Annotated in this window: 23 protein-coding genes; 7 read left to right on the forward strand and 16 right to left on the reverse strand. The window is 35.8% G+C overall.

Going from position 1 to position 26,356, the window contains the following annotated elements; all coding sequences use genetic code 11:
• Positions 1-3: 3 nt before the first annotated feature.
• Positions 4-1,374: a DNA repair protein RadA gene (gene radA / locus FC88_RS03080; protein ID WP_057812711.1), complete on the reverse strand. Its 1,371-nt coding sequence runs from the start codon at positions 1,372-1,374 to the stop codon at positions 4-6.
• A 19-nt stretch (positions 1,375-1,393) separates the two neighbouring features.
• Positions 1,394-1,936 (reverse strand): dCTP deaminase/dUTPase family protein, encoded by a 543-nt coding sequence (locus FC88_RS03085; RefSeq protein ID WP_057812670.1) that lies wholly within the window; start codon positions 1,934-1,936, stop codon positions 1,394-1,396.
• A gap of 131 nt (positions 1,937-2,067) precedes the next feature.
• Here FC88_RS03085 and FC88_RS03090 point away from each other — a divergent pair, with 131 nt between their 5' ends.
• From FC88_RS03090 to FC88_RS03110, 5 genes are all read left to right on the forward strand, one after another.
• Positions 2,068-2,370, forward strand: coding sequence for a GNAT family N-acetyltransferase (locus FC88_RS03090; RefSeq protein ID WP_057812672.1), 303 nt, complete (start codon positions 2,068-2,070; stop codon positions 2,368-2,370).
• Positions 2,371-3,060: a ribose-5-phosphate isomerase RpiA gene (rpiA, locus tag FC88_RS03095; protein ID WP_057812674.1), complete on the forward strand. Its 690-nt coding sequence runs from the start codon at positions 2,371-2,373 to the stop codon at positions 3,058-3,060.
• Between the two features lie 24 nt (positions 3,061-3,084).
• On the forward strand, positions 3,085-4,428 hold the full coding sequence (locus FC88_RS03100; RefSeq protein WP_057812676.1) for a C1 family peptidase: 1,344 nt from the start codon (positions 3,085-3,087) through the stop codon (positions 4,426-4,428).
• Positions 4,429-4,557: 129 nt separating this feature from the next.
• Complete coding sequence (locus FC88_RS03105) at positions 4,558-6,978, forward strand: Xaa-Pro dipeptidyl-peptidase (protein ID WP_057812678.1); 2,421 nt, start codon at positions 4,558-4,560, stop codon at positions 6,976-6,978.
• Positions 6,979-7,102: 124 nt separating this feature from the next.
• Positions 7,103-9,187 (forward strand): KUP/HAK/KT family potassium transporter, encoded by a 2,085-nt coding sequence (locus FC88_RS03110; protein ID WP_057812680.1) that lies wholly within the window; start codon positions 7,103-7,105, stop codon positions 9,185-9,187.
• Between the two features lie 34 nt (positions 9,188-9,221).
• On the opposite strand, the gene FC88_RS03115 is transcribed toward FC88_RS03110, so the two are convergent.
• The 6 genes from FC88_RS03115 to FC88_RS03140 form a co-directional block, all read right to left on the reverse strand.
• Positions 9,222-9,740: a hypothetical protein gene (locus FC88_RS03115; protein WP_057812682.1), complete on the reverse strand. Its 519-nt coding sequence runs from the start codon at positions 9,738-9,740 to the stop codon at positions 9,222-9,224.
• 161 nt (positions 9,741-9,901) lie between these two features.
• Complete coding sequence (locus FC88_RS03120) at positions 9,902-10,705, reverse strand: Cof-type HAD-IIB family hydrolase (protein ID WP_083484542.1); 804 nt, start codon at positions 10,703-10,705, stop codon at positions 9,902-9,904.
• Positions 10,706-10,799: 94 nt separating this feature from the next.
• Positions 10,800-11,660: a GRP family sugar transporter gene (locus tag FC88_RS03125; RefSeq protein ID WP_057812683.1), complete on the reverse strand. Its 861-nt coding sequence runs from the start codon at positions 11,658-11,660 to the stop codon at positions 10,800-10,802.
• A gap of 338 nt (positions 11,661-11,998) precedes the next feature.
• On the reverse strand, positions 11,999-12,673 hold the full coding sequence (locus FC88_RS03130) for a 2,3-bisphosphoglycerate-dependent phosphoglycerate mutase (RefSeq protein ID WP_057812685.1): 675 nt from the start codon (positions 12,671-12,673) through the stop codon (positions 11,999-12,001).
• A 64-nt stretch (positions 12,674-12,737) separates the two neighbouring features.
• Complete coding sequence (locus FC88_RS03135; protein ID WP_057812687.1) at positions 12,738-13,616, reverse strand: cation diffusion facilitator family transporter; 879 nt, start codon at positions 13,614-13,616, stop codon at positions 12,738-12,740.
• A 97-nt stretch (positions 13,617-13,713) separates the two neighbouring features.
• Entirely contained in the window at positions 13,714-13,926 is a 213-nt protein-coding gene (locus tag FC88_RS03140) for a hypothetical protein (RefSeq protein ID WP_229239878.1), read from the reverse strand.
• A gap of 196 nt (positions 13,927-14,122) precedes the next feature.
• Here FC88_RS03140 and FC88_RS03145 point away from each other — a divergent pair, with 196 nt between their 5' ends.
• A complete protein-coding gene (locus FC88_RS03145) occupies positions 14,123-14,866 on the forward strand; it encodes a DUF5067 domain-containing protein (RefSeq protein WP_057812691.1) in 744 nt (247 codons plus the stop codon).
• Positions 14,867-14,881: 15 nt separating this feature from the next.
• On the opposite strand, the gene FC88_RS03150 is transcribed toward FC88_RS03145, so the two are convergent.
• From FC88_RS03150 to nagE, 8 genes are all read right to left on the reverse strand, one after another.
• A complete protein-coding gene (locus tag FC88_RS03150; protein WP_057812693.1) occupies positions 14,882-15,619 on the reverse strand; it encodes a CPBP family intramembrane glutamic endopeptidase in 738 nt (245 codons plus the stop codon).
• Between the two features lie 208 nt (positions 15,620-15,827).
• Complete coding sequence (locus FC88_RS03155) at positions 15,828-16,424, reverse strand: hypothetical protein (protein WP_149029861.1); 597 nt, start codon at positions 16,422-16,424, stop codon at positions 15,828-15,830.
• A 98-nt stretch (positions 16,425-16,522) separates the two neighbouring features.
• Complete coding sequence (locus FC88_RS03160) at positions 16,523-16,915, reverse strand: DUF956 family protein (RefSeq protein WP_057812696.1); 393 nt, start codon at positions 16,913-16,915, stop codon at positions 16,523-16,525.
• A 112-nt stretch (positions 16,916-17,027) separates the two neighbouring features.
• Positions 17,028-17,939: a PTS system mannose/fructose/sorbose family transporter subunit IID gene (locus tag FC88_RS03165; RefSeq protein ID WP_057812698.1), complete on the reverse strand. Its 912-nt coding sequence runs from the start codon at positions 17,937-17,939 to the stop codon at positions 17,028-17,030.
• 19 nt (positions 17,940-17,958) lie between these two features.
• On the reverse strand, positions 17,959-18,780 hold the full coding sequence (locus tag FC88_RS03170) for a PTS mannose/fructose/sorbose transporter subunit IIC (protein ID WP_057812700.1): 822 nt from the start codon (positions 18,778-18,780) through the stop codon (positions 17,959-17,961).
• A 40-nt stretch (positions 18,781-18,820) separates the two neighbouring features.
• Complete coding sequence (locus FC88_RS03175) at positions 18,821-19,789, reverse strand: PTS sugar transporter subunit IIB (RefSeq protein ID WP_057812702.1); 969 nt, start codon at positions 19,787-19,789, stop codon at positions 18,821-18,823.
• A 656-nt stretch (positions 19,790-20,445) separates the two neighbouring features.
• Positions 20,446-21,126, reverse strand: coding sequence for a DUF4867 family protein (locus tag FC88_RS03180; RefSeq protein ID WP_057812704.1), 681 nt, complete (start codon positions 21,124-21,126; stop codon positions 20,446-20,448).
• Positions 21,127-21,281: 155 nt separating this feature from the next.
• Positions 21,282-23,258, reverse strand: a complete 1,977-nt coding sequence (gene nagE, locus FC88_RS03185) for an N-acetylglucosamine-specific PTS transporter subunit IIBC (protein WP_057812706.1) — start codon at positions 23,256-23,258, stop codon at positions 21,282-21,284.
• 371 nt (positions 23,259-23,629) lie between these two features.
• Here nagE and FC88_RS03190 point away from each other — a divergent pair, with 371 nt between their 5' ends.
• The gene (locus tag FC88_RS03190) at positions 23,630-26,284 is read left to right on the forward strand and encodes an HAD-IC family P-type ATPase (RefSeq protein ID WP_057812708.1); all 2,655 of its coding nucleotides are present in this window, start codon (positions 23,630-23,632) and stop codon (positions 26,282-26,284) included.
• Positions 26,285-26,356: the final 72 nt, after the last annotated feature.

Below are 26,356 nucleotides of genomic sequence, written 5' to 3' on the forward strand. Positions count from 1 at the left end.
TAATTAAAATATTTTGTTCATAGCATCTGACACGGTACTGACACCGATGATTTGAATCTTATTATTTTTGGACCAGTCACCAAGATTATTTTTAGGAATAAAGATTCGCTTGAAACCGAGTTTTTCTGCTTCATTAACCCGTTGATCGATGCGATTTACTCGTCTAACTTCACCAGTCAAACCGACTTCACCAACGAAGCAATCAGTGCCAGGAATCCCCGTATTCTTATAACTAGAAGCGATTGACATCGCTAAGGCTAAATCGATTGCAGGCTCATCCAATTTTACGCCACCAGTTGACTTCAAATAGGCATCTTGGTTTTGAAGCATCAAATTACCACGTTTTTCCAGTACCGCCATAATAACTGAAACCCGATTATGATCTAAGCCAGTTGCGGTTCTCTTAGCATTGCCAAATACTGTTGGTGTGATCAAAGATTGAATTTCAACCAAAATTGGTCTGGTTCCTTCCATTGAGACTACTACCGCAGACCCATTAGCATCGGCTAAACGTTCTTCTAAGAAAATCTCAGATGGGTTGGCCACTTCAACTAAACCTTTAGTCCGCATTTCAAAAATACCAATTTCGTTAGTTGAACCAAAACGATTTTTAACTGAACGTAAAATCCGATAACTGTGATGAGTGTCACCTTCAAAATACAAAACTGTATCTACCATGTGTTCCAAAATCTTTGGACCGGCAATGGCACCACCTTTAGTTACATGCCCCACAACAAAGACGGTAATGTTTTGTTGTTTAGCAATGTTCATCAGTTCAGCTGTTACTTCACGAATTTGGGAAATGCTACCAACAGCAGAAGAAATCTCCGGCTCATCCATCGTCTGTACAGAATCAATAATGAGAAAATCTGGTTTCATATCATCGATGGTTTGACGAATATAACTCATATCAGTCTGTGGATAAATGTATAAATTATCGCCCTTGATGCCTAACCGGTCAGCTCGCATTTTAATTTGTGAAGCACTCTCTTCACCAGAAACGTACAAAACCTTGCCACCGGTCTTTTGCAGTTGTCCGGAAACTTGGGTCAAAAGCGTTGACTTCCCGATTCCCGGATCTCCACCGATTAAAATCAAAGACTCTGGTACGATTCCACCACTGAGAACTCGATTCAATTCGTCCATATCAGTCTTGATTCGAGGTTCTCTTTCAAAGGAAACATCCCCAATTTTAACGGGTTTAGACTCCAAATCACTGACACGACGACTAGGTGTAGCACTAGCTTTGGCGGTTGTTTGTTCAACTTCTTCGACCATTTGATTCCACACGCCACAGTTAGGACAGCGACCTAAGTACTTTGGGGAAACGTAACCACAATTTTGACATACAAATTTTGTTTTAGCTTTAGCCAATAAAATAGTTCCTTTCTTATTATATTCCTGAAGAACCAAATCCACCAAGGCGTTTCTTTAATCCACCTTCATCATCATCGGTTGTAAGATATTTAATGAAAATTCCTTGCGCCAAACGTTCTCCCTTTTTAACTTTATAATCCATTGGGAAAAAGTTGATCAGTTGAACGAACAATTCACCCTCATTACTATCATTATTATAATAGTCTGCGTCAACTACACCAATACCATTAGGAATCGAAAGTCCACGTTTCAAAGGATTGCTTGAGCGACTGGCAATAATCAAAACTTCATCGTCTTGCATATAAGCCTTGATACCGGTTGGAACTAGAACTGGCTTGATTGATTTTTGAATTTCGGCAAGTTTTGAGTCATCCATTTTACCTTTGTTCAAAATAAATTTCAAAACGTTCAAAACTCCAAATTTCCAAATTGAAGGTACCACGAAATCCTTTGCACTTTCAATATCATAACCAGCAGCGTTTTTAGTTTGGCGAACTGGCAAATTGATACCTTGTCCCTCGTATTTTTTCACAATTTCAAATCCACGTTTTTTTGTCAAATCGAAAACTCCTTTAGCATTAGATAACTAAAATAATAGCATTTTAAGCATCATAAAACTATTCATTACACTGACTTTCTACTTATAATAGAGTAATATAAAATTAAATTAATCTAGCAGGAGGTAATTATATGGAAATGAAACATGAGGATGGTCGTTTCTACCTTGAAGATGACGGCAAAATGATTGGTGAGATCACTTATTCGACTGTTAAAGACGGTGTTGTTTCAATCGATCACACGTACGTTGACGACAATTATCGTGGTCAAGGTCTAGCTGGCAAACTTTTAAACGCTATGTTGGATTTTTCTGATTTGAAAGGCCTCAAAGTAGTACCTGTTTGTGAATACGCCAAAGCTGCTTTTAAAAAGAAGCCAGAAATCAGATTTCTTTTAGCAGACAATTACCAAGAGCTATTGAAGGGGGAAAATTAGTTGAATCAAGATGAACTAAAAAAAGCCGTTGGTGTTAAATCCGTCGACTATATCAAAAGTGATACCGTAGTCGGTTTAGGTACTGGTTCTACTGTTTATTATATGATTGAAGAATTGGGTAAAAGGTATCAAAGTGGCGAGATCAAAAATATCGTTGCCGTAACTACTTCTTCACGTTCTGAAAAACAAGCTCAGTCTTTAGGTATCCCAACTAAGGATCTAAATGATGTTGACCATATTGACTTAACTATCGATGGTGCCGATCAGATCGACAAGAACTATCAAGGAATCAAAGGTGGCGGTGCTGCTCATCTACTAGAGAAAATGGTCGCCATTAACTCAACTAAAAATATTTGGATTGTTGATCAATCGAAAATGGCTGACACGCTAGGAAGTTTTCCACTACCTTTGGAAGTAATTCCATTTGGTTGTCAAAAGACTTTCGAGGATTTGCAAAAAGAAAATCTAAAGCCAGAATTTCGTCTCGATGAAAATGGCAAGTGTGTCCTAACTCACAATAAAAATTACGTTATCGACTTAAAAGTTGGTACGATTGAACACCCACATTTACTAGCTGACTGGTTGGATCATCAAGTTGGAATAGTTGCACATGGACTATTTCTTGATATAGTTAATACTATTATCGTTGGTTTCGAGGATGGTCCCAAAGTAATCGATAATATCAGATAAATTTCAAATAGAGGAGAATATTGCATGACTAAAGAAATTACATCATCAGATTTAATTAATTTTCAAAAGAATTTCGAAAACACACCCGCTTCTTCAGCTATTAAAAATGCTGTAATCAACAACGGACTTTTCAAATCAAGTGAAACTATCGAATCTAAAATCGCTATGGATCCAACTTTCTCAGTTGAAATAGACACTGGTAAAGTTGCTGATCAAATGCGTTCTGGACTCTGCTGGGTCTTCGCTGCTTTGAATACTATGAGACACCCTGTTCAAAATGACTTTAAGATCAAAGGTTTTGAACTATCACAAGGTTACATGCTTTTCTGGGATAAATTAGAAAAATCTAACTATTTCTTCGAAAACGTTATCAACACTGCTGCACTTCCAACAGGTGATCGCAAAGTTGACTTCTTAATGACAACACCTCAACAAGACGGTGGTCAATGGGATATGGTCATGGCACTTGTTCAAAAATATGGACTAGTTCCTAAGAGCGTTATGCCAGATACTTTCAGTCGTAAGAACTCATCTGAACTAAATAACGTTCTTAACAAGAAACTACGTAAAGGCGCAATTATTTTACGTAACTTAGTTAATGACAACAAATCAGAAGAAGACATCGAACGTAAGAAGAACGAACTTCTAAGCGAAATCTACAAGATCTTAGTTTACACAGTCGGCGTTCCTCCAACAAAATTTGACTGGGCTTACCGCGATGATGATAAGAACTATCACAAAGAAGTTGGCATTACACCTCAAGAATTCTTCAAGAAATACGTTGGTTGGGACTTAGACAGCTATATCTCAACTATCAACGCTCCAACAGCTGACAAACCATACAACCACGTTTACACAGTTGAAATGCTTGGTAACGTCGTTGGTGGTCGCCAAGTTCGTCACTTGAATCTTGAAATCAATGACTTCAAGAAATTAGCTATCAAACAACTTCAAGCTGGTGAAACAGTTTGGTTCGGTAGTGATGTTGGTCAAAGTTCCGATCGTAAGATTGGTATCATGGACACAAATATTTATGATCTTGAAGGTTTATTGAATACCGATTTGAAGATGACTAAAGCAGAACGTCTCGACTACATCGAAAGTATGATGACTCACGCTATGGTTATCACTGGTGTTGATTTGGACGAAAACGGCAACCCATTGAAGTGGAAAGTTGAAAACTCATGGGGTGAAAAAGTCGGAAACAAAGGTTACTTCGTTATGAGTGACTCATGGTTTGACGAATACGTTTATCAACTAGTTATCAACAAGGAATACTTACCAGAAGACTTAAAGGATACTTTTGAAAAAGAATCCAAAGAACCTAAAGTTCTTGCACCTTGGGATCCAATGGGTGCTCTTGCTTAATATTCAAATTAACCTCGTTAGAAACTCTAGCGGGGTTTTTCTGTACCTAAATTCCGACCCAAAGTCTATGTAAAACCCTTTCACTGTCTTATAATGAAATTAATATCGACGAAGGAGTTGTTCTGCTTAATGAAAAATAATCAATTTGCAATTCGTCCTACTGAGTACAAAGATCAATTAGTCGAACTTCAAACAATCGGCTTTCTAGATAAAGATAATGAATCAGAGACCGATCCCATTAAATTATGGAAAAGCTTTTTAAGTAAAAGTTTTTTAGAAGCTAAAACATCATCGGCTTTTGAGGAAAAATTAAAAACCTATATGGCAACTGACTCCTTGAATTTAAATGAATACTTAGATTCTGCAACAAATGTTTCTGTCAGTGCTTTTTATAACGTTGCTTTACAATTATTGAAATTCAATCCCGATGTAGACTTCAGTTTCAGTGATCCGCTAGGTGCAATGAAAAAGATTCAATTGATGATTGCCGATCACAACACTGATTCATTTTCGATAGATGAATTGAAGTCAGCTTGGTATTGGCTATTAGCTACCCACAACAAAAATGGTCAAACGTTCATTGATTATTTAGCCACTAAGGGATTTTTTGTCCGTTTTTATGGCAAAGTCAATCATCCAATGCTCTTCAATGGTAAAACTTTGCCCGTCTTTGATCCACATAAATTAATTCGTGAAGTCGTTTATGTCGAGTCACCTCAAGATACCGACCACGACGGCAAACGTGATTTATTAAAAGCTGAAGTATTGCGTCCTCAAGCTACTGAAAATGGTTTAAAAGTGCCCGTTCTTTATACCGCCAGCCCTTACAATCAAGGAACTAACGATGAAACTGGCGAAAAACTAACTCATAACGTTAACGTAACGCTTAAACGTAAAGAACCTAATAACTTACAATACAGTGATATTGAGTACCACGAACCAGACGAAAAGTTGCCTCATCCTCGTGTTGTTAATGGTCAAACTAAACATGCTGAAGAAGATTTCTCTCGTGAAAGTTCTTATACAATGAATGATTACTTCTTAGCACGTGGCTTTGCCGTAGTCTATATGGCAGGAATTGGAACTAAAGATTCTGAAGGGCTAAGAACTACTGGCGACCCTGACGAAACCACTTCAACAATTTCTATCATTAAGTGGCTAACCGGCGAATTGCCTGCCTTTACTAATCGAATCGATAATATTGAAATCAAGGCTTGGTGGTCCAATAAACGTATCGCTATGACGGGTAGATCCTATCTAGGAACTTTGGCCACTGCAGCTGCAACAACTGGCGTTTACGGTCTAAAGACAATCATCAGTGAAGCTGCTATTTCTAGTTGGTATGACTACTATCGTGACGGTGGACTAGTTATCGCTCCCGGTGGATTTCCCGGTGAGGATGCCGATGTCTTAGCCGAGGAAACATTCAGCCGTCGTCTTCAACCTGGTGACTTCCACAATGTCAAAGACACTTGGAAACAGCAGATTGAAAAAATCAACCAAGGCCAAGACCGGACAACCGGCGATTACAATACGTTCTGGGACGCAAGAAATTATCATAAGAATTTCAAGAACATCACCGCTGACGTTTTCATGGTCCACGGTCTTAATGACTGGAATGTTAAGCCTAGAAATGTTGAACGTCTTTGGAACGGGATAAAACATAACGGCGTTACAAAAAAACTGATTTTACACCAAGGTCAACATATTTATATCAACGCTTTTAGATCGATTGACTATAACGACATCATCAATTTATGGCTCACCCATGAATTACTCGGAGTGGATAATCAAGCTAAAGAAATCATTCCCAATGTCATTATTCAAGACAACACAAAAGCAGAAACTTGGAATGCTTATCAAGACTGGGCTAGCAGCAACGATGAACAAATTAAATATCACTTATCAAGTGATAAATTAATTACTGATGATTCCAAGGAGCAAGAACTATCTTTTAATGATCAATTAGACAAAAAGTCCTTTGATTTTTACGTAAAGCATAACGATACTTGGGAAAATGATTTACTATCTTCTAATGAGAAGTTATTTAAGAATCGCCTGCTCTTTAAGACGGATCCACTAGATGATGATTTAACAATCGATGGCAAAACTTTAGTTAACTTAAAAGTTTCATCCAACCAAAACATTGGTCTTTTGAGTTTCCAATTAGTTGACTACGGTCTAACTAAACGTTTAAGGGTTTCTCCTACATTACTTTCTAAGAATAGTCTAGCTGGAACCTTTGATTGGCGTGAAGATGATTTACGTGAATTTACTTATGACAAAGAAACTCCTTTCAAAATGATATCTAAGGGTCATCTTAATTTACAAAATCGAGAAAACAATTATAAAGTTGATGAACTAAAACCAGATGTTTTCTATAATGTGAGTGTTGAATTACAACCAACATTTTATAAACTCTTGAAAGGACATCAATTAGGACTGATCGTCTATGCAACTGATTTTGGAATGACGGTTCGTGGTAATCAAGATATTAAATACACAATTCAAACCAAAGATTCATCATTGATCGTTCCAATTAACAAATAGTACCAAAAGTCTTTAAATGCCTTGATATATATGGAATCTCACTAGACCAAAATTATGTGGTTTCATACTATCAAATTCAATGTTATAATCGCGGTTGAACTGTTTAATTTTGGAGATTATTTATATGGAAAAGACACAACTGAATTCTTTGAAAAATAACCCCCATTCAAAGATGAGTATAGCTGGATTCCTAATTGCTTTAGGAATCGTTTATGGAGATATTGGTACATCTCCTCTATATGTTATGCACTCTTTGATGGTTGGGAACGGTGGACTAGAAAAAATGTCCACTGATTTTATTTTAGGTAGTGTTTCACTAATTTTCTGGACACTGACTTTAGTAACGACAATCAAGTATGTTTTGATTGCTTTGCGTGCTGATAACCGTGGTGAAGGTGGTATCTTTGCACTTTACACTTTGGTTAGAAAACGTGCTAAATGGTTGATTATCCCAGCTATGATTGGTGGAGCAACTTTCTTAGCCGATGGAATGATGACTCCGGCTGTTACTGTTACAGCTGCAATTGAGGGTCTAAAAGGTATTGAGATCAACAATCTGGTCTTAATTAGTACTCAAAATCAAGTTATCATTGTAACGGTCATCATTTTGTCGACTCTCTTCTTTATTCAGAGATTTGGGACACAACTTATTGGTCGAGCTTTTGGCCCTATTATGTTGATTTGGTTCAGTTTCTTAGGTGTAGTTGGTATTTTCAATCTTTCATCAGATTGGACTATCATCCGAGCTTTAAATCCTTACTACGCTTTTGAATTGCTCAGAAGCCCTATCAATATTCGAGGTGTTTTCATCTTAGGTAGTATCTTCTTGGCTACTACTGGTGCTGAAGCTTTGTACTCTGATATGGGACACGTTGGTCGTCCAAATATTTACACTAGTTGGCCTTTTGTAAAGGTTTGTTTGTTGCTTAGCTATTTAGGACAAGCTGCTTGGATAATTGGTGTGCGTGACAATCATGCCTTGCAACAAATGGGTTCTTCAATGAATCCTTTCTACCAATCTATTCCTGCTGACTTTAGACTCTTTGGAATCTTCTTGTCGGCTATGGCAGCTATCATTGCTTCTCAAGCTTTGATTTCTGGTTCTTATACTTTGGTATCGGAAGCTACAAAACTAAGAATGTTCCCTCGTTTGAAGACTTACTATCCTACAAACTTCAAGGGTCAACTTTACATTCCAACTGTTAACTCAATTATCTGGGTCGTTTGTTTGTTTATCGTTTTCTTTTTCAAAACATCAGAAAACATGTCTAACGCTTATGGTCTGGAAATTACTATTACTATGTTAATGACTACGATCCTCTTGCATCAATGGTTGTTGATGAAACGTGCTAATAGGTTCTTTACTACTGTTATCATCAGTTTCTTCTTTATCATTGAAAGTATTTTCTTTGTAACTAATAGTAGTAAGTTCATCCACGGTGCTTATATTACAATGTTCATCGCGGCTTTACTTATCATCGTTATGTTCGTTTGGAGATACGGTGAAAGACTCAAGGATGACAATACATTTAGAAGTCACTTCGTTTCACTATTAGCTTTTAAACATCAATTAAATGACTTAAGAAAAGATCCTAGTTATCCGCTTTATACAACTAATTTAGTTTATTTGACTAAGATTCATGATGGTTATCGTATCAAGAAAAACATTCTTTATTCAATTCTTGATAAACGTCCTAAACGTGCGCAAGTTTATTGGTTCGTAACAGTTAACGTTACTGATGAGCCTTATACAGCCGCTTATAGCGTTGAAACTTTCGATACTGACTACATGGTCAGCGTACAACTATACTTAGGATTTAGAGTCGACCAAAAGGTTAATGTTTATCTTCGTCAAGTAGTTAATGACATGATGTCAAACGGCGAAATTAAACCACAGCCACAGAAATATACGACTATTCCTGATCGTGAAGTTGGTGATTTCTCCTTTGTTATTATTAAAGAAGTTATCTCACCAGATACTAAGATCAGTAGTTTGAACAAGAGCATTATTAATATGCGTTTGATTTTACAAAAATTCATCTCACCTGCTACTTGGTTTGGACTTTCTTACAGTGATGTTGTTGAAGAACGTGTTCCATTAGTTCTTGGTAAAGTATCACTCAATCGCTTGCGTCTCGTTAGAAAAGATCGTTCTGCTTTGAAAGATATTCAAATTGACGACGAAATCGATGACGATGACGACGAATAACAAAAAGCCTTCACAATTCGTGAGGGCTTTTTTGTTATGCTTGTAAAACTTTAACTGTTTTTTGATTTAATTTATTAGTAATAAAATCGACTACCCATTCAACATCCTTTTGTGGAGCTCCTGATTTTAATAAGTTCCAGGAAAGATCTAAAGCCACATCATGACCATCATCTACTTTTAAAATAATATAATGCGGCGTCCACTTATTTGATTTCTTAGTTACAACTAATGAATATGACAAGATATCGTCAAAAGAAATTGTTTTTTGCTTTTTAGCTAACGGTAGGAAAATGGCTTTGATACGTTTAGTCCAAGTACTGTAATCATAGTAAGAGACATTTCCTTCTGTGATTTTCCATTGTCCGTAAAGACTTGGCAAAAATCTTGGATAAACAATAATACTTTGAATTAAAAAGGCAATTGCTCCAAAGATTATACCTGCCGTTAAATTCTGCTTTAAGATAATAAAAAAGAAGCTACCTATAGCTGCTCCAAAAATCAAACTATTGATCAATGGAATCCAATTTAATTTTCTTGCAAAACTTTTTTCCATCTTAATCGCCTACTTTTAAATTCTTAGTCATTTATTATTTCGTTAATAAATTTAAATTAAAATAGGCATTATATCAAAGAAATTGCTCTAAAATAGACATCTTGTAACAGAAAGGGGTAACAATCTTTTGTTATTAAAAAAGTCCTACCAATTTTTTTGTATTATTGTAAAAAATTCTTTATACCATAAGCCACGCCATCTTCATCGTTATTCTTCGTAATGTACTTGCCATATTCTTTCACACCATCTAAGGCATTATCCATGACGACTGGCGTTCCGACCATTTCTAACATCGATAAATCGTTGAATCCGTCTCCAAAAGCCGCCATATCCATTTTAAGCAATTTTTCTAAGTCCTGAATATATTTGATGCCACGTGATTTCTGAGCCAAGTGACTAGTAATCTCGAGGTAATACTCGCCTGATTGTTTAATACTCATATCTCCAGAATTAATTGATTCCACTTTTTCAATCAACTGTTTCATTTCAATAGCATCAAAAGATATCATCATGATTTTAAAAACTTTAATATCAGGCTGTTTTAACAAAGAAACATAATCGACTAATTTAGGCGTTTGCCCACCCATTTTTTGTTCATATTTGACGCCTTTATCGAATTTATCAATATACCAGGTGTCAATATCGTAAAAACTACGACTTACTTTGGGAAAGTGTTCGTCAACTAAAGCAATTACTTTCTTTAAACTATCAATATTCAATGTATGCTCACTGAGTATTTTCAAGTCTTGATCTTGTTTTTGAAAAATCAGACCACCATTGAAACCAATTTGTGGCTCTTTCAAGTCAAGTTTATCAATGACTTCGGTCATTTCCATTGGCGAACGAGCCGAAACTAATGTAAACGGAATCTGACTTTCTTTAATAGTTTGGACGTTAGTTTCACTAATTTTACAGTCACTTTGTAAAAGAGTCCCATCCATGTCAGAAAAAATATGTTTGATCAAAATCATCCCTCCTGAATTGAGTTATCTCTCATTATAATGAAAGCGAATACATTTTTCTACAAAAAAACAGCCAATCAACTGATTAGCTGTTTGATTATGACGCAAATGATGTTGCAATACTACCGATAACAATCAAAACGATCCCTAAGATCGTAAAAGTCAATTCACGATGACTTTTGTGTTCGTGTAAGACGATAATCCCACCAAATGTACCAATCACAACGTTTAATTGTGTCCAGATAAAGGCAGAAGTATTACCGTTGGCTTTAGCTGAGAAAATATAAGCAAAAGCAGCGATTCCCCAAGCAATACCAGCAATAATATTTTGATATTGTTGTTTTTGTTTGAATGAACTACGGTCTGTAAACAAGGCATAGATAATCGCACCTAATAAAATACCTAACATTTCAGGCAAGAAAATTCCGGTACTACTTTCATTCTTAACGATTGACATATTTGGAAATGATGAATAAATCCAAAAACCTACCGTCGTGCATAGAAGGAATAAAGCATCCTTTACTTCCATCTTTTGAGAGGTTGAACTATCAGTAACTGATGTTAACAAAGCACCGACAACAACGATCAATAAAGCAGCGATTCCGATAACTTTGGCATGGGCACTATTCCAATCACCAAAAATCAACATCCCAATGATTGAATTACCAACTAGTTGAAAAACTGTTGATAAGGGAACCGTACCAGATACACCGATACGCTTGAAAGAAATGAATTGACCAATCTGACCAATTGTCCATAAGGCTCCACATAAAACAGAGAACCAAAAGGCTTGAGCACTAACACTTGGTTGAGTAACTAAGTAAGAAATCAATCCAACAATAGTTGCTCCAGCACCAATACCAAACATTTGGTTAACTGGAGAACCACCAACTTTTCCAGTAATGATTGGCATAAAACCCCAACCTAAGGCTGGTATTAAAGCGATTAAAATATTCATAGCAAACTCCTTTTCAGCAAACGAATATTAGTAATAATTATTTTTTTAACGTGGCATATATTTCATATATAAGGAACTGTGTTTCTCATCATACAATATCTATTACTCAGACAAAAAATGAACATTATTACGAACAAATTTAGCTAAATGAGTCCATTTGGCATCAAAAAAATTGCATAACTCATCTAGACCATTTAAATAGTTTACAACAATATTTGAAAAAAGAAAGCATTTTCTCTCAAAAAAGCAAAAAAATGAAAGTGCATTCAAAGCCGTCCTTAGGCTAGCAAGCACTTCCAAATATTTTTAAAAATTAATAATTTTGTATTTAATCAGCATTAATAATGTGGACGATTATTATTTATAATATTTAATTTGTCGTCAAAATCATAAATCAATGGAGTGCCATTGGCGACTTCTACCCCATCGATATCTTTATCACTGATACCTTCAATATATTTAATCAAGGCTCTGATCGTACTTCCATGAGCTACAATCAATTGATTTTTCCCATCTAAGAGTCCTGGTGCCACATGATCGACATAATAAGGAACTATCCGTTGATAAGCTTCATAAAGACTTTCTGCGACTGGCATCATGTGTTGATCAAAATATTTATAGGGACCAGTGGTTGGATCTGGCTTACTTAGAGCTGGTGGAACTGAATAAAAACTTCTCCGCCATAAGTGAACTTGTTCCAAACCGTATTCTTTTCTCGTATCATCTTTATTGAGTCCTCTTAAAGCTCCATAGTGACGTTCATTTAAGCGCCAAGTCTTAGTTATTGGCACATAATTAAGTTTTAAATCATCTTGAATAATGTAGGCTGTCTTAATAGCACGCCGTAAAACTGATGTATGTACGTGATCAAAATAAAAACCTTTGAGCTTTTTAGCAGCTTCATGTGCTTGCATTACACCTTCGTGCGTTAAATCAACATCATTCCACCCCGTATATTGATTCAAAGCATTAGCAATACTCTCTCCATGTCTTACCATGACAAGTTTTACCATATTATGACATTCCCAACTTTCATATAAAATTACCTTTTAATCTTAGCACAGTTTGGTTTTTAAATTAATCAATCAACGAATTATCAAGGCCTCTAGAACACTCTGCCTGCAAAGTTACGTGAGTAATATTAAATTTTTCAAGCAATAATTTATCCACTTGATCATACAAACTATCCAATTCTTTCATATTGCAATTTTTCAAAACATTAATATGAGCATCGAGCATGATATGATTTTCATCGATCATCCAGACATGCATGTGATGAACCCTGACTATTTCTGGGACGGTCATAATTTCTGCTTCAACTGCTGTCAAATCGATTTTGGGACTAGCCTCCATAAGGATGTTGATAGTCTCTGAAACAACTGTATAAGCTTCTTTTAAGAGCCAAATGGCAATGAGTATGGTAATGACAGGATCGACCCAATTCCAATTGAATAAAATAACAAAAACGGATGCAACGAAGACACCTACTGAAGACAATGTGTCTGTTAACATATGTAAAAAGGTCGCTTTAATATTCAGATTATGCTTTGATCCAGACATTAACATCAACATTGAAACTAAATTAGCCAATAGGCCAATGACCGACACGATCATCATCAATTTGCCGTCAATGTGTTGGGGTTGATTCAGACGTTTAAAGGACTCAAAGACCATCATAATTGTAATAATAACTAAAATAAGTGAATTTACAAAAGCTGCTAAAATTTCCGCTCTTTTATATCCAAAAGTCTTCTTCGCATTATTTTTTCTTTGTCCAATCACGTTGGCAACATACGAAATGACAATAGATAAAGAGTCTTCTAAATTATGAAAGGCATCAGAAACTAAGCCTAGACTTCCTGAAACAAAGCCACCAACAAATTCAGTAATCGTAATAATGATATTCAAGGCTGTGACATAGAAGAAACGTTTGCCAGTTATTTTTTCATGTTCCATATTTTCTGCCTCCTTATCTATCATAGCTAATTATTATAAAAATGTATAAAAAAGACGAGGTTTTTCAAAACCTCGCCTTCTTAATTATATTATCCTTCTATTTCGTTGTTAGCTTAGCAACAACTTTAATGGGATGAGCTACATCAATAATATCAGAAAATCTATTGGTAATATATTCTCTCATACCGTCACGTGCTTCCTTCTTGGAAGTATTGTGGCAAATGCGCTTCTCAGCAATTGTTTGGCCTTCTTTGCTCAAAAAATTACAAGTAACTTCATAATCGCCATGATTACCAAAAAACAACATCATTGTGACCCCCTTCTATGCAAAATAACTATCTCATTAACTTCGACCAGATATTTATACCACTTTTCAAATAGCACTTCAACACTCTATGTAAAAATTGTATTGTTTAAAAAAAACTAAGCATATTTTTGATAATTAATTCCTAAGAGTTAATTATGATATTATAAAGCTAACGATTTATTCACAGGGGAGTATCACTATGAAAAGGGAAAACAACAATAATAGATCTCGGATGACTCGTGAAGCATTTCGACGCAGAAAACAACCATTTTATAAAAAGAAATCATTCTTGATTCCAATTATTTTAGTCTTAATTATAATAATTGGCTTATTTATCATTTGGAGAACTAACTCTTCTAATAATAGCAATCATGATAATACCGAACAGTCTACTCACAAGATTGAGAAGGTTAAACCAAAAAAAGCTACTAAAAAGAAAAAAACTACTAAAAAAGCTAATAAAGCTGAAAAAGTAACTAAAGAACAGCCTGAACAAAAAGTTCAAAAGCAAGAAGAACCTAAGCAACAGCCTGCTCAGATCAAAAATGCTGGAACCTACAATGATTTAGTTTATGACACTGATTGGTACACTTTTAAAATCTCTAACGAAGTAAAATTAATCAAAGATGCTAATGGGGATGCTGCTTTGATGGTCAAATACAATTACACTAACAAGACTAACAACAACGAGATTCCCCAAAAAGTTCAAAGCAATGCCATCATGCTCAAACAAAACGATCAACAATTAAGTCCTACTACTGCCACCGGCGATAACGCCAATTTGATCAATTCCACTAACAACGGTCAAGTCCTGCCGGGTAAAAGTTTCGATGGCGCCCTATTAGTGAAGGTCAACGATACTACTTCTGAGGTCACAATGTACTTCAAGAATATTCAAACTAACGCTTGGTTAGATAGCACTCAACCACTTAAATTAGACTAAAAAAGCTGACCAAAATCAGCTTTTTTTTATTTCAAAATTTTGTAATTGAATATACGAGATAAACAGGGCTATGCCTAAGAAAACGACCATGACATACAAACTAGCCATATTAAAACTAGTCTGAGAAGCCTGTTTCATCAATTTATCGGAGAACATTGGGAACATGTCTCGAAATGCATGCAAAGCGATGACAATCGATAAATTACGGGTTTTGACGTAAATCGTTCCAAACAAAATTCCAATCGCTGCCGCAAAAATCATTTGAGCGGAAACATAGCCAAGTGGCAAAGCCTTTAAATTTGTAATATGAATCAAACCAAATAAAATACTCGAACCGATTACGGCGCCAAATGCATTATTGTGATTAGCTTTTAAAAATAGACTGATCAATAAGCCTCTGAAAATATACTCTTCAGCTAAACCAACTAATAAACAAATCAAAATCACTTGAAACTTAACTCGAAAGTCATTTACTAATAAAACTGGTGAATTCAAAAAGGCCACGATAATCAACGCCGGAAATGCAGTCGATAACTGTGCTAGTCCATTTTTTCGATTGAACCAAAAGACTTTCTCTTGGAAATATTGTCGATTTAATAAATAAGCGACCAAGAAAACTACCAAGTCTGCTAATGCTTGAGCAAAACTGTTAACTGACTGTTTACTCAAAATTAAACCAATAATCGTCAAAGTAATAGGAAAAATCAAACTGGCAATGATTATCTTTGTAATATTATTTTTGAATAATTTCATATAAACTCCCTTAAATTTCTTTTGAATAAATTATATAGAAAAACAGCTTGACATGAAACGCGTTCTATAAAGTATTCTTTGATTGTTGAAATACTTGTTCTGCATGAAAACACTGTTATCTTCCTTGTAGAGCTTACCCTTCAAAGCCGTATTTCAAAAATTTGTTTGTTTAAAAAAGACGAGCATCCCGAATGGATCACTCGCCTTTTTACATTTTTGAATTCAAAAAACTAATTAATCTTTTTAATTCATCCGCAGAAACGGGAAGATTATCACTAGTCCACGCACAATGTAAACAAACTTTTTTGTTAACGGTACTAATAATCAAGTAATGCGTTTTCCGAGCTAGTGGATTATTTAATTTACCACCATCGGGAACTTGTGTATTCATAATATTTTCCCCATCAACAATCGCGAAACTTTTAATTTGCTCAAAAGGAATTCTCTTTAATTGTCTACTCATTGGTAAAAAAATCGCCAGTAGCTGCTTTGACCAAGTGTCATAATCGGAATAATAAATCCCTGTTTTATCGATACTCCAATAATCATAAAACTTCTCTAGTGACCTAGGAAAAATCACTAAATTATCTATCCCAAAGACTAAAATCCCAATTATTAAAGCAAAAATCGGTACCATCGGGAAAATAGTGTAGACAATAATTGCTACGACGCTACCAAAAAAAATACTGATCAACAATGGTTCAAAACTGATTTTTCTTTCAAAACTCAATTCTCTATCCATTTTAATCACCCAGATTGTCTTTTTACTATCTATAAAGTAAGACAACCTAATCATTTTTTCCAAAAATAAGTTTCAATTTGTTAAAAAATATACTTTTTGGCACTAAAAAAGAACACTATAAGAATCCAATACCGAAATTCTCAAAGTGATCTTCTCTAGTTTTATTTCTTTTTATTTTTTTTCTTCTTATTAGGATTGGGCTTGAAAGCTCGCGCCACAACTTGGAAGAAACTCAACGAACGTACAATACGGTCCGGTTCGATGTAGACCCTAATTGCACGCAAAACTTTTTTCGGATCACGTGAAGAAAATGAGAAAGTTCCATTCTTCTTAGTTTGAAGTGCAAAACGTGGTATCCATTTGCCACCAAACATAATTGAAGCGATAACTAGATCCACTTCACTCCAAGGAATTTGAATGTAATTATTAACGTCACGGTCATCATAAAATTCAAATCCTTTGTCCCCAATCATGATTTTGCCATAATCGGTCATTCCCAAATGCGAGGTAGCTTTTTCAACTAGATCTGCTTTCGTATTGATTGATTCAACCATCTAAAATCTACTCCTTTAACTTCCTGAATCGTATTATACGTCTGAACTTATTTATTATCAAAAAAGGGGCTGAACTCCAAAGAGTTCACCCCAAAATGAAAGTTTCGAATTATTACATAATGTGAAGTACGTGTAGGACAACACCGACAACGAACAAGCCAAGAATAATAACGATTGGTGAAACTTTCTTCTTTAGTAACCACATACAGAATAATGTTAGAAGCAAAGCAGCTAAACCAGGGATCAATTGATCCAAGTTATCTTGCAATGTTGTTACTTTAGTTGATGTCAATGAAAGACCAGCTTTTTGTTGAATCAAAGCTTCCTTGATTCCTTGAGCACCTGAAGGTAGATGTGCCCAGTCAATGTATGCACCTTTATCTAGTTTTACATTTGAAACTGTTGGTGTGAACTTAACAGTAACCCAACGGTTGATCAATGAACCTAGAATAAACATACCTAGAATTGAAGCACCCTTTGTGATGTCTTGTAGAACACCACCAGAAACGTCTTCTGTAATCTTTGAACCGGCTTTGTAACCTAGTTCTTGTGTATACCACATGAAAGCCATACGAATAGCATTCCATGCAACGAAGTAAATGATTGGTCCAAGAATATTACCAGTCATAGCAAGTGAAGCAGCTAAGGCACCAATAATTGGCTTAACAGTAAACCAGAACACAGGATCACCGATACCAGCTAGAGGACCCATCATACCAACTTTAACACCTTGAATAGTAACGTCATCGATTGGAGCACCATTAGCACGTTCTTCTTCCAAAGCCATAGTAACACCTAAAATAGGTGAAGCTAAGTATGGGTGTGTGTTAAAGAATTCCATGTGACGTTTCAAAGCAGAAGCACGGTCTTCTTTTGTCTTATATAATTTCTTTAGTACTGGGATTAATGAGTAAGCCCAGCCACCATTTTGCATACGTTCATAGTTCCATGAACCTTGAAGGAATGTTGAACGCCACCAAACAGCGATTCTATCTCTTTTTGATACTTTAACTTGATCTGCCATTTTTATGAGTTCCTCCCTCTTAGTAGTTATCTATGATGTCGCCGACTGGATCACCTGTATTGGAGTTTCCTCCACCACCATTTGATGAACCGCCATTACCACCTGATTTAGATAATTTCAAGTAGATGAGCGCCATAGAAATACCGATAGCACCAAGACCGATAAGTGTTAATTCTGTAACTGTAGCAAGTACGAAACCAATAGCAAAGAATGGCCATACTTCACGACTAGCCATCATATTGATAACCATAGCGTAACCAACAGCAACAACCATACCACCACCGATTGACAAACCATCTGTCAACCATGTAGGCATAGCATCTAGCAATGCTTTCACAGGACCAGCACCAATAGCAAGAATCAATGCAGCAGGGATAGCGATACGTAGACCTTGCATACAGATAGAAACATATTGCCAGAAATCAATTTTTCTAAAACTACCTTCTTCGGCAGCTTTATCCATGATGTGAACAATACCAGTTGCAAGAGTACGAACAAGGATTGTTAGTAGTAAACCAGCAACAGCCAAAGGAACAGCGATAGCAATAGCTGAACCAACACCAGCTTGACCTTTACCACCAAGAACTAAAATAATAGCTGAAGCAACGGCTGCCAAAGCAGCATCAGGTGCTACGGCAGCACCGATATTAGCCCAACCTAAGGCGATCATTTGTAGTGAACCACCAAGGATAAGGCAAGGTAACAAGTTACCTGTAACTAAGCCGATTAAAGTACATGCGATAACTGGTTGGTGAAAATGGAATTCATCCAAAATACCTTCCATACCAGCTAGGAATGATACTAAAACGACAAGAATAATCTGAATAGCATTTAATTGCATGATTATTAATCCTCCGTTTTATTTCTTAAATATAAATTAATTAATTTTTGTTCAACTCATCTTGAGCTTTCTTCAAGATATTATCGAGGTTATCGCCAGAGTCTGTAGGAACTTTACGAACATCAAATTTGATGCCTTCTTTTTCCATAGCCTTGAATGTATCGATATCATCTTGACCGAAAGCCAAAACTTTATTAGGTTGAACTTTACCAACTGAGTGCGCCATTGAACCGACGTTAACTGTTTCCAATGGAACTCCTCCGTCAATAGCTCTCTTAACATCTTGTGGTGTTTCGAAAAGCAATAGTGCACGTTCGCCACCAAAGTGTTTATCATCTTTGGCAATCTTGATCATTTGATCAATTGGAATAACGTGTGCGTGAATACCAACTGGGGCAGCTTGCATAATCAATTGTTTACGCAAATCATCCTTAGCAACATTATCTGAAACGACAATGATACGTGTTGGTGCAACTGACTTAGACCATGCAGTAGCAACTTGACCATGCAATAGACGTGAGTCGATACGTGCCAAAACATACTTCATCTTACCAGGTTTACCACCTGAGACAGCTTGTTGTTTTGGAGCAGCCTTAGCTTCTTTAGGTTGTAGAGATTCCGGACGAACCTTAACACCTTCCTTGGCTGTTTCAATGATGTGTGCAGCAATTTCATGTGCAGAATTCATTGACATACGTGAAGCATAAGCTTCAATCAACATAGGTAAGTTTAGACCAGCAACGATAGCCCACTTATCCTTATGTGCTTCGAACAAACCATTTACTTGGTTAAAAGGTGTTCCTCCCCAAAGATCAACTAAGAACAAAACTTGTTCTTGATCTTCAAGAGCCGAAACAGCTTTTTCCAATTTTGCTTTAAGGTCATCAGGCCCCATGCTTGGTTGCAATGTAACGGATTGAACATCTTTTTGTTCACCGAAAATCATTGAACCAGACATCTTGATACCGTCGGCAAAGTCACCATGGCTTGCAATAACAATTCCAACCATGTTTAATCCTCCTTTATTTTTATGTCATTAAAGCGCTTACTTTAACCACCTAGTGATAGCCGAAGTGACAAAAAAATAGAATAATTTCTAAATAAACCGCTTTAATAGAGCTCACCCTTCATGTGAACCCTTACATAATATCATTTTTTCAGAAAAAAAACAGCCTTTTTAACAAAAATAAGCAAATAAAAACAAATTTAAACTTTTCTTATAAAATTAACAATATAGTTTTTAGCTTTTTGGTCCTTAATTTAAAGCTATTAAATCAAGTTATTTGAAAAATAGGTATTAAATGGTCAAAACCAATTCAAATTTCTGAGGAATATTTTTAGAAGATCTGTACTGTTTGAAAATCTTTCCATCTTTTCAGCATTTTCATGATTTTATGGGTCTATACCCTTTTATATCAGCATTTTCAAGTTGGTTTATAAAGTGTATTTTTTTCGATTCAAGATTCTTCACATGTTTTTTATACGTAACATGATGTAGACTATACCTTTTATTTTTTAGTAAATACATTTCTCCATTTTTTGTGAACGATATTTCGTTATTTTTCCTAAATAAAAAAGAACCCCATTATATGCAGTATGGATAACTACAATTCCAATAAGGTTCTTTTGTGTTTTTTGAATAATTAAGCTAAATCTTAGAAATAATTACTTATCTAAAGGTGTCATTTCGATTAATTTACCCGTCAAACCAACTTCAACGCCGATAGCAATCTTATCTTTACGACTAGGATCGACTAATTGGAACTTGTTTTGTTTAACGATTCGTTTGTTATCACTCTTAAAGTCAGCAGGTAATTCTTCATTTGAACCTTTAATCAAAATAACAATAATTGAGAATCCTGAGTCATGAACCTTGATTGGTGCGTAATGCAGAGTCGTACTATAAAATTCTACAACTGTCCCCGCAGGAACAAAGAAAATTTGACCATCTTCTGAAGGACTGTACTCACCTTTTGTATCAAGAGTTGAACGTTGACCTAAAACCATGATGACATCAGTCAACATAATATTAGTTTCGCTGCCTTGGTGATATTCAATAGCTGAGAAGTTAGTTGATTGACCAGTACATTCACCTGCTTCAATTGGCATAAAGGCATAAATATCTTTTCCCATTTCTTGAATTGCAGGAATTTTTTCGAGATCTTTATTTGATGGTGTGTAGAAATTACTTGGACTTGAAATCTTAACATTCTTATCCATGTAGTCCTTTACTTCACTAATATCATATTTAGTATAAACTTTTCCATACTTCTTAAAATCAGGATCATCGATGGAGAGGATCTTGTAATCTGGATTCTTTTTTTGGAAATCTGCTAATGTACTCATACTTTTCCCCCATGTTTGTTAATGTTTATTTCAAACATAATCTAACAGTTGAAAACGTTTTAGTCAATAGTAAAAATGGTTTTCGTCCAATAAAAAAGCCATTGGAAATTGAATTCCATAGGCTTTTAAGTGAATTATGAAGGGTGAAAAAACTATTATTTAGTTGTTGCTTTTAAAACAATTTGATTCAATTTAGTCTTTTGGTCCAAAACTTGATACTTCAAGTAAGCGACATTTGGCATATTAGTAATAATCACCATCATATCAGTCTTCTTGTTAGCTTGAATTATCTTGTCCAAATCCACTTGAGCTAATTGATCACCGTGTTTAATTTTTTGACCAGCTTCAACTTTAATATCAAAAGGTTCGCCTTTTAGTTGAACTGTATCGATTCCCATGTGAACTAAGACCTCTAGTCCACTGTCAGTTTTAATACCTAAAGCGTGTTTAGTTGGGAAAATACTTTCAATCGTACCGTCAACTGGTGCAACGATTTTACCATCGCTTGGAATGACTGCATAACCATCTCCAAGCATCTTTTGAGCAAAGGTTGGATCAGAAACTTCCTCAATATCTTCGACTTGTCCATTAGCAACACTATAGAAGGTATTGACTTGTCCAGATTCAACATCGCTGTCATTATTTGTTTTAACTGACTTGGCTGGCTTTGAATCAACAGTTTCAACTTTGGCATTTTGATCGTACAATTTCTTCAAATCATCAGCTACGAATTGAACTTCAGTTCCGACGATAATTTGAATATTATTTTTATCTAAAACATTTACTCCAGAAACACCTGCATCCATAATTTGAGGTTTATTAGATTTATCCGTGTCATTTAATTGTAGACGCAAACGAGTAGTACAGTTATCAATCACTTTAATATTATCGTGACCACCGATTCCAGCGTAGACTTTTTTAGCCATAATCATATACTTATCGTCAGAATCTGATGTGGCAACTTCTTCAACTGATACATCATCAGTAGTTTTCTCACGACCAGGGGTCATTAGATTGAATTTCTTAATTGCAAAATCAAATCCAAAGTAATAAATTACTGCCATCACTACACCTTGAACTAATAGCATATAAGGTTTATTAGCAATCGGCATATGGAAACTCAAAATATAATCGACTAACCCAGCACTGAAGGTAAATCCTGCCGTCCAATGCATAAAGGCTGCAAAAGCCATTGATAAACCGGTAAAAATAGCATGAATAACATAAAGAGGCCAAGCAACGAACATAAATGAGAATTCCAAAGGTTCAGTTACACCGGTAAAGAACGAAGCAAACGCTCCAGCCATCATCAACCCGGCGGTAGTTTTCTTTTTCTCGGGCAAAGCATTTTTATAAATTGCTAAAGCTCCCGCAGGTAATCCAAACATCATAACTGGGAAATATCCAGCTAAGTACATACCAGTGATTCCCTTGGTTCCTTTATTAGCCCAAAAGTTACCAATATCATTGATACCGGCGATGTTAAATTCAAAGACTTGATTCAACGCTTGATGCAATCCAGTTGGAATCAACAAACGATTGAAGAAACCGAATAATCCAGCACCGATCCAACCTAAGTTAACGATGAATTTACCAAAGCTAATCAAGGCATCATACAATACCGGCCAAACAAATAATAGAACGACTGAGACTAATAACATTACTAGCGTGGCCAAAATTGGTACTAAACGCTTCCCACTGAAAAAAGACAAAGCCATTGGTAATTTTGTCTCATGGAAACGATCAAATAATGCTGCAGCAATAAGTCCGGCAACAATACCGATAAAGACATTTCCTGCAATTGCATTAAAAGCTGGATTAACAGCACTAACTTTTATTCCTAATAATAAGGCAACTTGTTTTGGCGCTAATACATAGGTAGGAACTATATAAGCAACTACCCCGGCCATAGCAGCAGCGCCATCTTTGGCTTTGGACATCCCGAGTGATAATCCAACCGCAAATAACAACGCTAACTGCCCTAAAATAGCAGATCCACCAACCTGGAGGAATTGTGCTAGGCCCCAGTTTTGTGGAAGCCAGTGACCGATTCCTTCAAGTAAAGCCGCAGCAGGCAAAACTGCAACAGGCAATTGAAGGGATCGACCCATTCTTTGAAGATAGGTTTTCATTTTCCTATTTCCTCCCCAAATAAAAAAGTTTTTATTAACGAAAACTACAATACTGGTCTACATACACAATTGCAATGACTTTCTCTTAATTTTCCATTATGTAAGCCAATTAAACGTTTTCATTATATAATTGGACTAGATTAATTTTTAATTGGTATATCCCAAATAGCTAAAATTAATACTCTTAAAGAAACTCTAATATTGACATGATATAGGTGAACCTGATATCTTTATTGTTACAGATATTTGAGGGAGTGAAATTTAACTGAAAACGAATCTTATATATTTCTTCTATCGCATCCGTTGCTGAGTTTGGCACATTACTTTTATAGCAATGCGCTTTTTTTAACTCAAAAAACTAGGAGATGTCAATGAAAACTAAACCCTATCAGATAGGATTTAATGAAATAAAAGAAACATATAACACAAATGATTTTAAACAAGGACTTACAACCGACGAAACTAAAAATCGTTTAGCTCAAAATGGTCCTAACAAACTTGAATCGCAGAAAACTCCAAAATGGAAAATTTTCTTGCGTCAATTCAACAATATGGTCATCTATGTCTTGATTGCCTCTACTATTATCACATTATTGATGGGGCACTATTCTGACTCAATTATTATCGGCTTGGTAGTCGTTATTAACGCTATCATTGGTTACTACCAAGAATCCAATGCTTCAGATGCCTTAGAAAAAATTAAACAAATGCTATCTATTGAAGCGACTGTCTACCGTGATGGTCAAAGAAAAGACGTTCCAGCTGAAGATTTAGTTGTCGGTGATACGGTCTTTTTAGAAGCTGGTGATAATGTTCCCGCCGATCTTCGAATTATTGATTCTGATAACTTACGTATCCAAGAGTCTGCTTTAACTGGTGAATCTAACTCAGTTGAAAAAATTGATTCAAAATTAACTAGTGAAAACATTGCTTTAGCTGATCAGCTCAATATGGCCTTTGCCTCAACTGCTGTAACTAACGGTAGTGGTAGTGGTGTTGTCGTTGCAACTGCTAAGGATACTGAAATTGGTAAAATCTCAACTGAAGTTAGCTCTGTTAAACAACGTAAAACTCCATTGATGCAAATCATTGACGGTTTAGGTACGAGAGTTTCTTACTTTATCGTAGCCGCATCGATTTTAATTTTTATCATTGGTTTAGTCTTTGATACTTACGCTTTACCTGTTTTGGCCTTAGCCGTAGTTGCCATGATGGTTGGTGCGATTCCTGAAGGTATGCCCGCCACTACTTCTGTTATTTTAGCTAAAGGTGTTAGCGACATGGCTAAAAAGCAAAATACTATCGTCAAAACTTTACCCGCAGTAGAAACCTTAGGTTCAGTTGACGTCGTTGCAACTGATAAAACTGGTACTTTAACAAAAAACGAAATGACCGTGACCGATATTTTAATTGGCAACCAAGAACTACAAGTTAGTGGAACTGGTTATGAACCAACTGGTCAAATCACTCAAAACAATCAACCCGTAGAAATAACTCCGGAATTAAAACTCTTTTTAGAAGCTGGATATTATGCTAACGACACTAATTTGTCACACGAAAATGGTCAATGGATCATTAATGGTGAACCAACTGATGGTGCTTTCTTAACGCTTTATCACAAAGTCTTTGATTTTGAACAAAAGCCTGAATACGAAGAAGTCGATATTTTGCCGTTCGATTCCGACTATCGTTACATTGGTAAATTAGTCAAAGATAAAGACAATCAGCGAACACTTTTTGTTAAAGGTGCTCCTGATAAACTTCTAGATATGGCTAAGAAACAAGATCCTAATTTTAATTACGATTACTGGCTTAAAAAAATCCAACAATTCTCGGCTGAAGGTAAACGTGTCATTGCTGTGGGTTACGAAAAACAAGCTCCAACAACTGACAAAGTTACTCACGAAATGATTGTTGATGGTTTGAACTTCTTAGGTGTCGTAGCAATCATTGACCCACCTCGTGAAGAAGTAATTGAATCGCTAAAAGTCATGCGTACAGCCGGTGTTCAAGTTAAAATGATCACTGGTGACAATGCCATTACTGCTAAAGCTATTGGTGAAAAACTTGGCTTAGCTGATGAAATAAACGCTATTACTGGTGTGGAATGGGATGCTTTATCTGCTGACGAAAAAATTATCGCTGCCGATAAAAACCAAGTCTTCGCCAGAACTACACCAAGCAATAAATTAGAAATCATCGAAGCTTTGCAAAAGAACAACAAAGTCACAGCTATGACTGGTGATGGAGTCAACGATGCCCCGGCTTTAAAACGAGCTGATATTGGTGTTGCTATGGGTATCAAGGGTACTGACGTTGCTAAAGATTCTGCTGATATGATTTTGACTGATGACAATTTTGCTACAATGTCTTCGGCAATTAGAGAAGGACGTCGAATTTTCGACAATATCAAAAAGAGTATCCTGTACTTACTCCCTATCTCTTTTTCCGAAGGTTTGATCGTAGCTTATGCTATCTTGACGAAACAAGAAATTCCTTTGCAACCTTCACAATTACTCTGGATCAATATGGTGTCTGCTATTACGATCCAATTTGCTTTGATTTTTGAACCAGCTGAAGAAGGCATCATGACTCGTAAACCACGTAAAACTGGTAGTAAGCTGATGAATCGCCACGATATTTTCCAAATGACTTATGTAGCGATTTTGATTGCTGCAGTCAGTTTGATCATTGATACTTACCTCAACAACATCGGTGTTAGTGACGCTATTTCAAGTACAACTATGGTTAACACCTTGATTCTAGGTAAGATTTTCTATCTCTTTAACATCAGAACTCCAAAACTAGCTTTATCAAAGGAACTCTTCTCCAATTCGAAAGTCTTCGTTTTCGTTGGCTTGATGTTAGTTCTACAATTGTTCTTAACTTACGTACCATTCATGCAAAAAATCTTCTACACTGGAAATATCGGTTTAGTCGAATGGAGTATGGCAATTGTCGCTGGTGCAGTAGTTCTCTTAGTTACTGAGATCGACAAAATAATTCGTTTAAAAATTAATAGATAATAAAAAAGCGTTCGCTATGAAGTGCAATAAAAAAGTTAGACATTTTTATAAGTTTTAAGAAATCATGGATTG

Source organism: Companilactobacillus futsaii JCM 17355, assembly GCF_001435505.1.
GTDB classification, from domain to species: Bacteria; Bacillota; Bacilli; order Lactobacillales; family Lactobacillaceae; genus Companilactobacillus; species Companilactobacillus futsaii.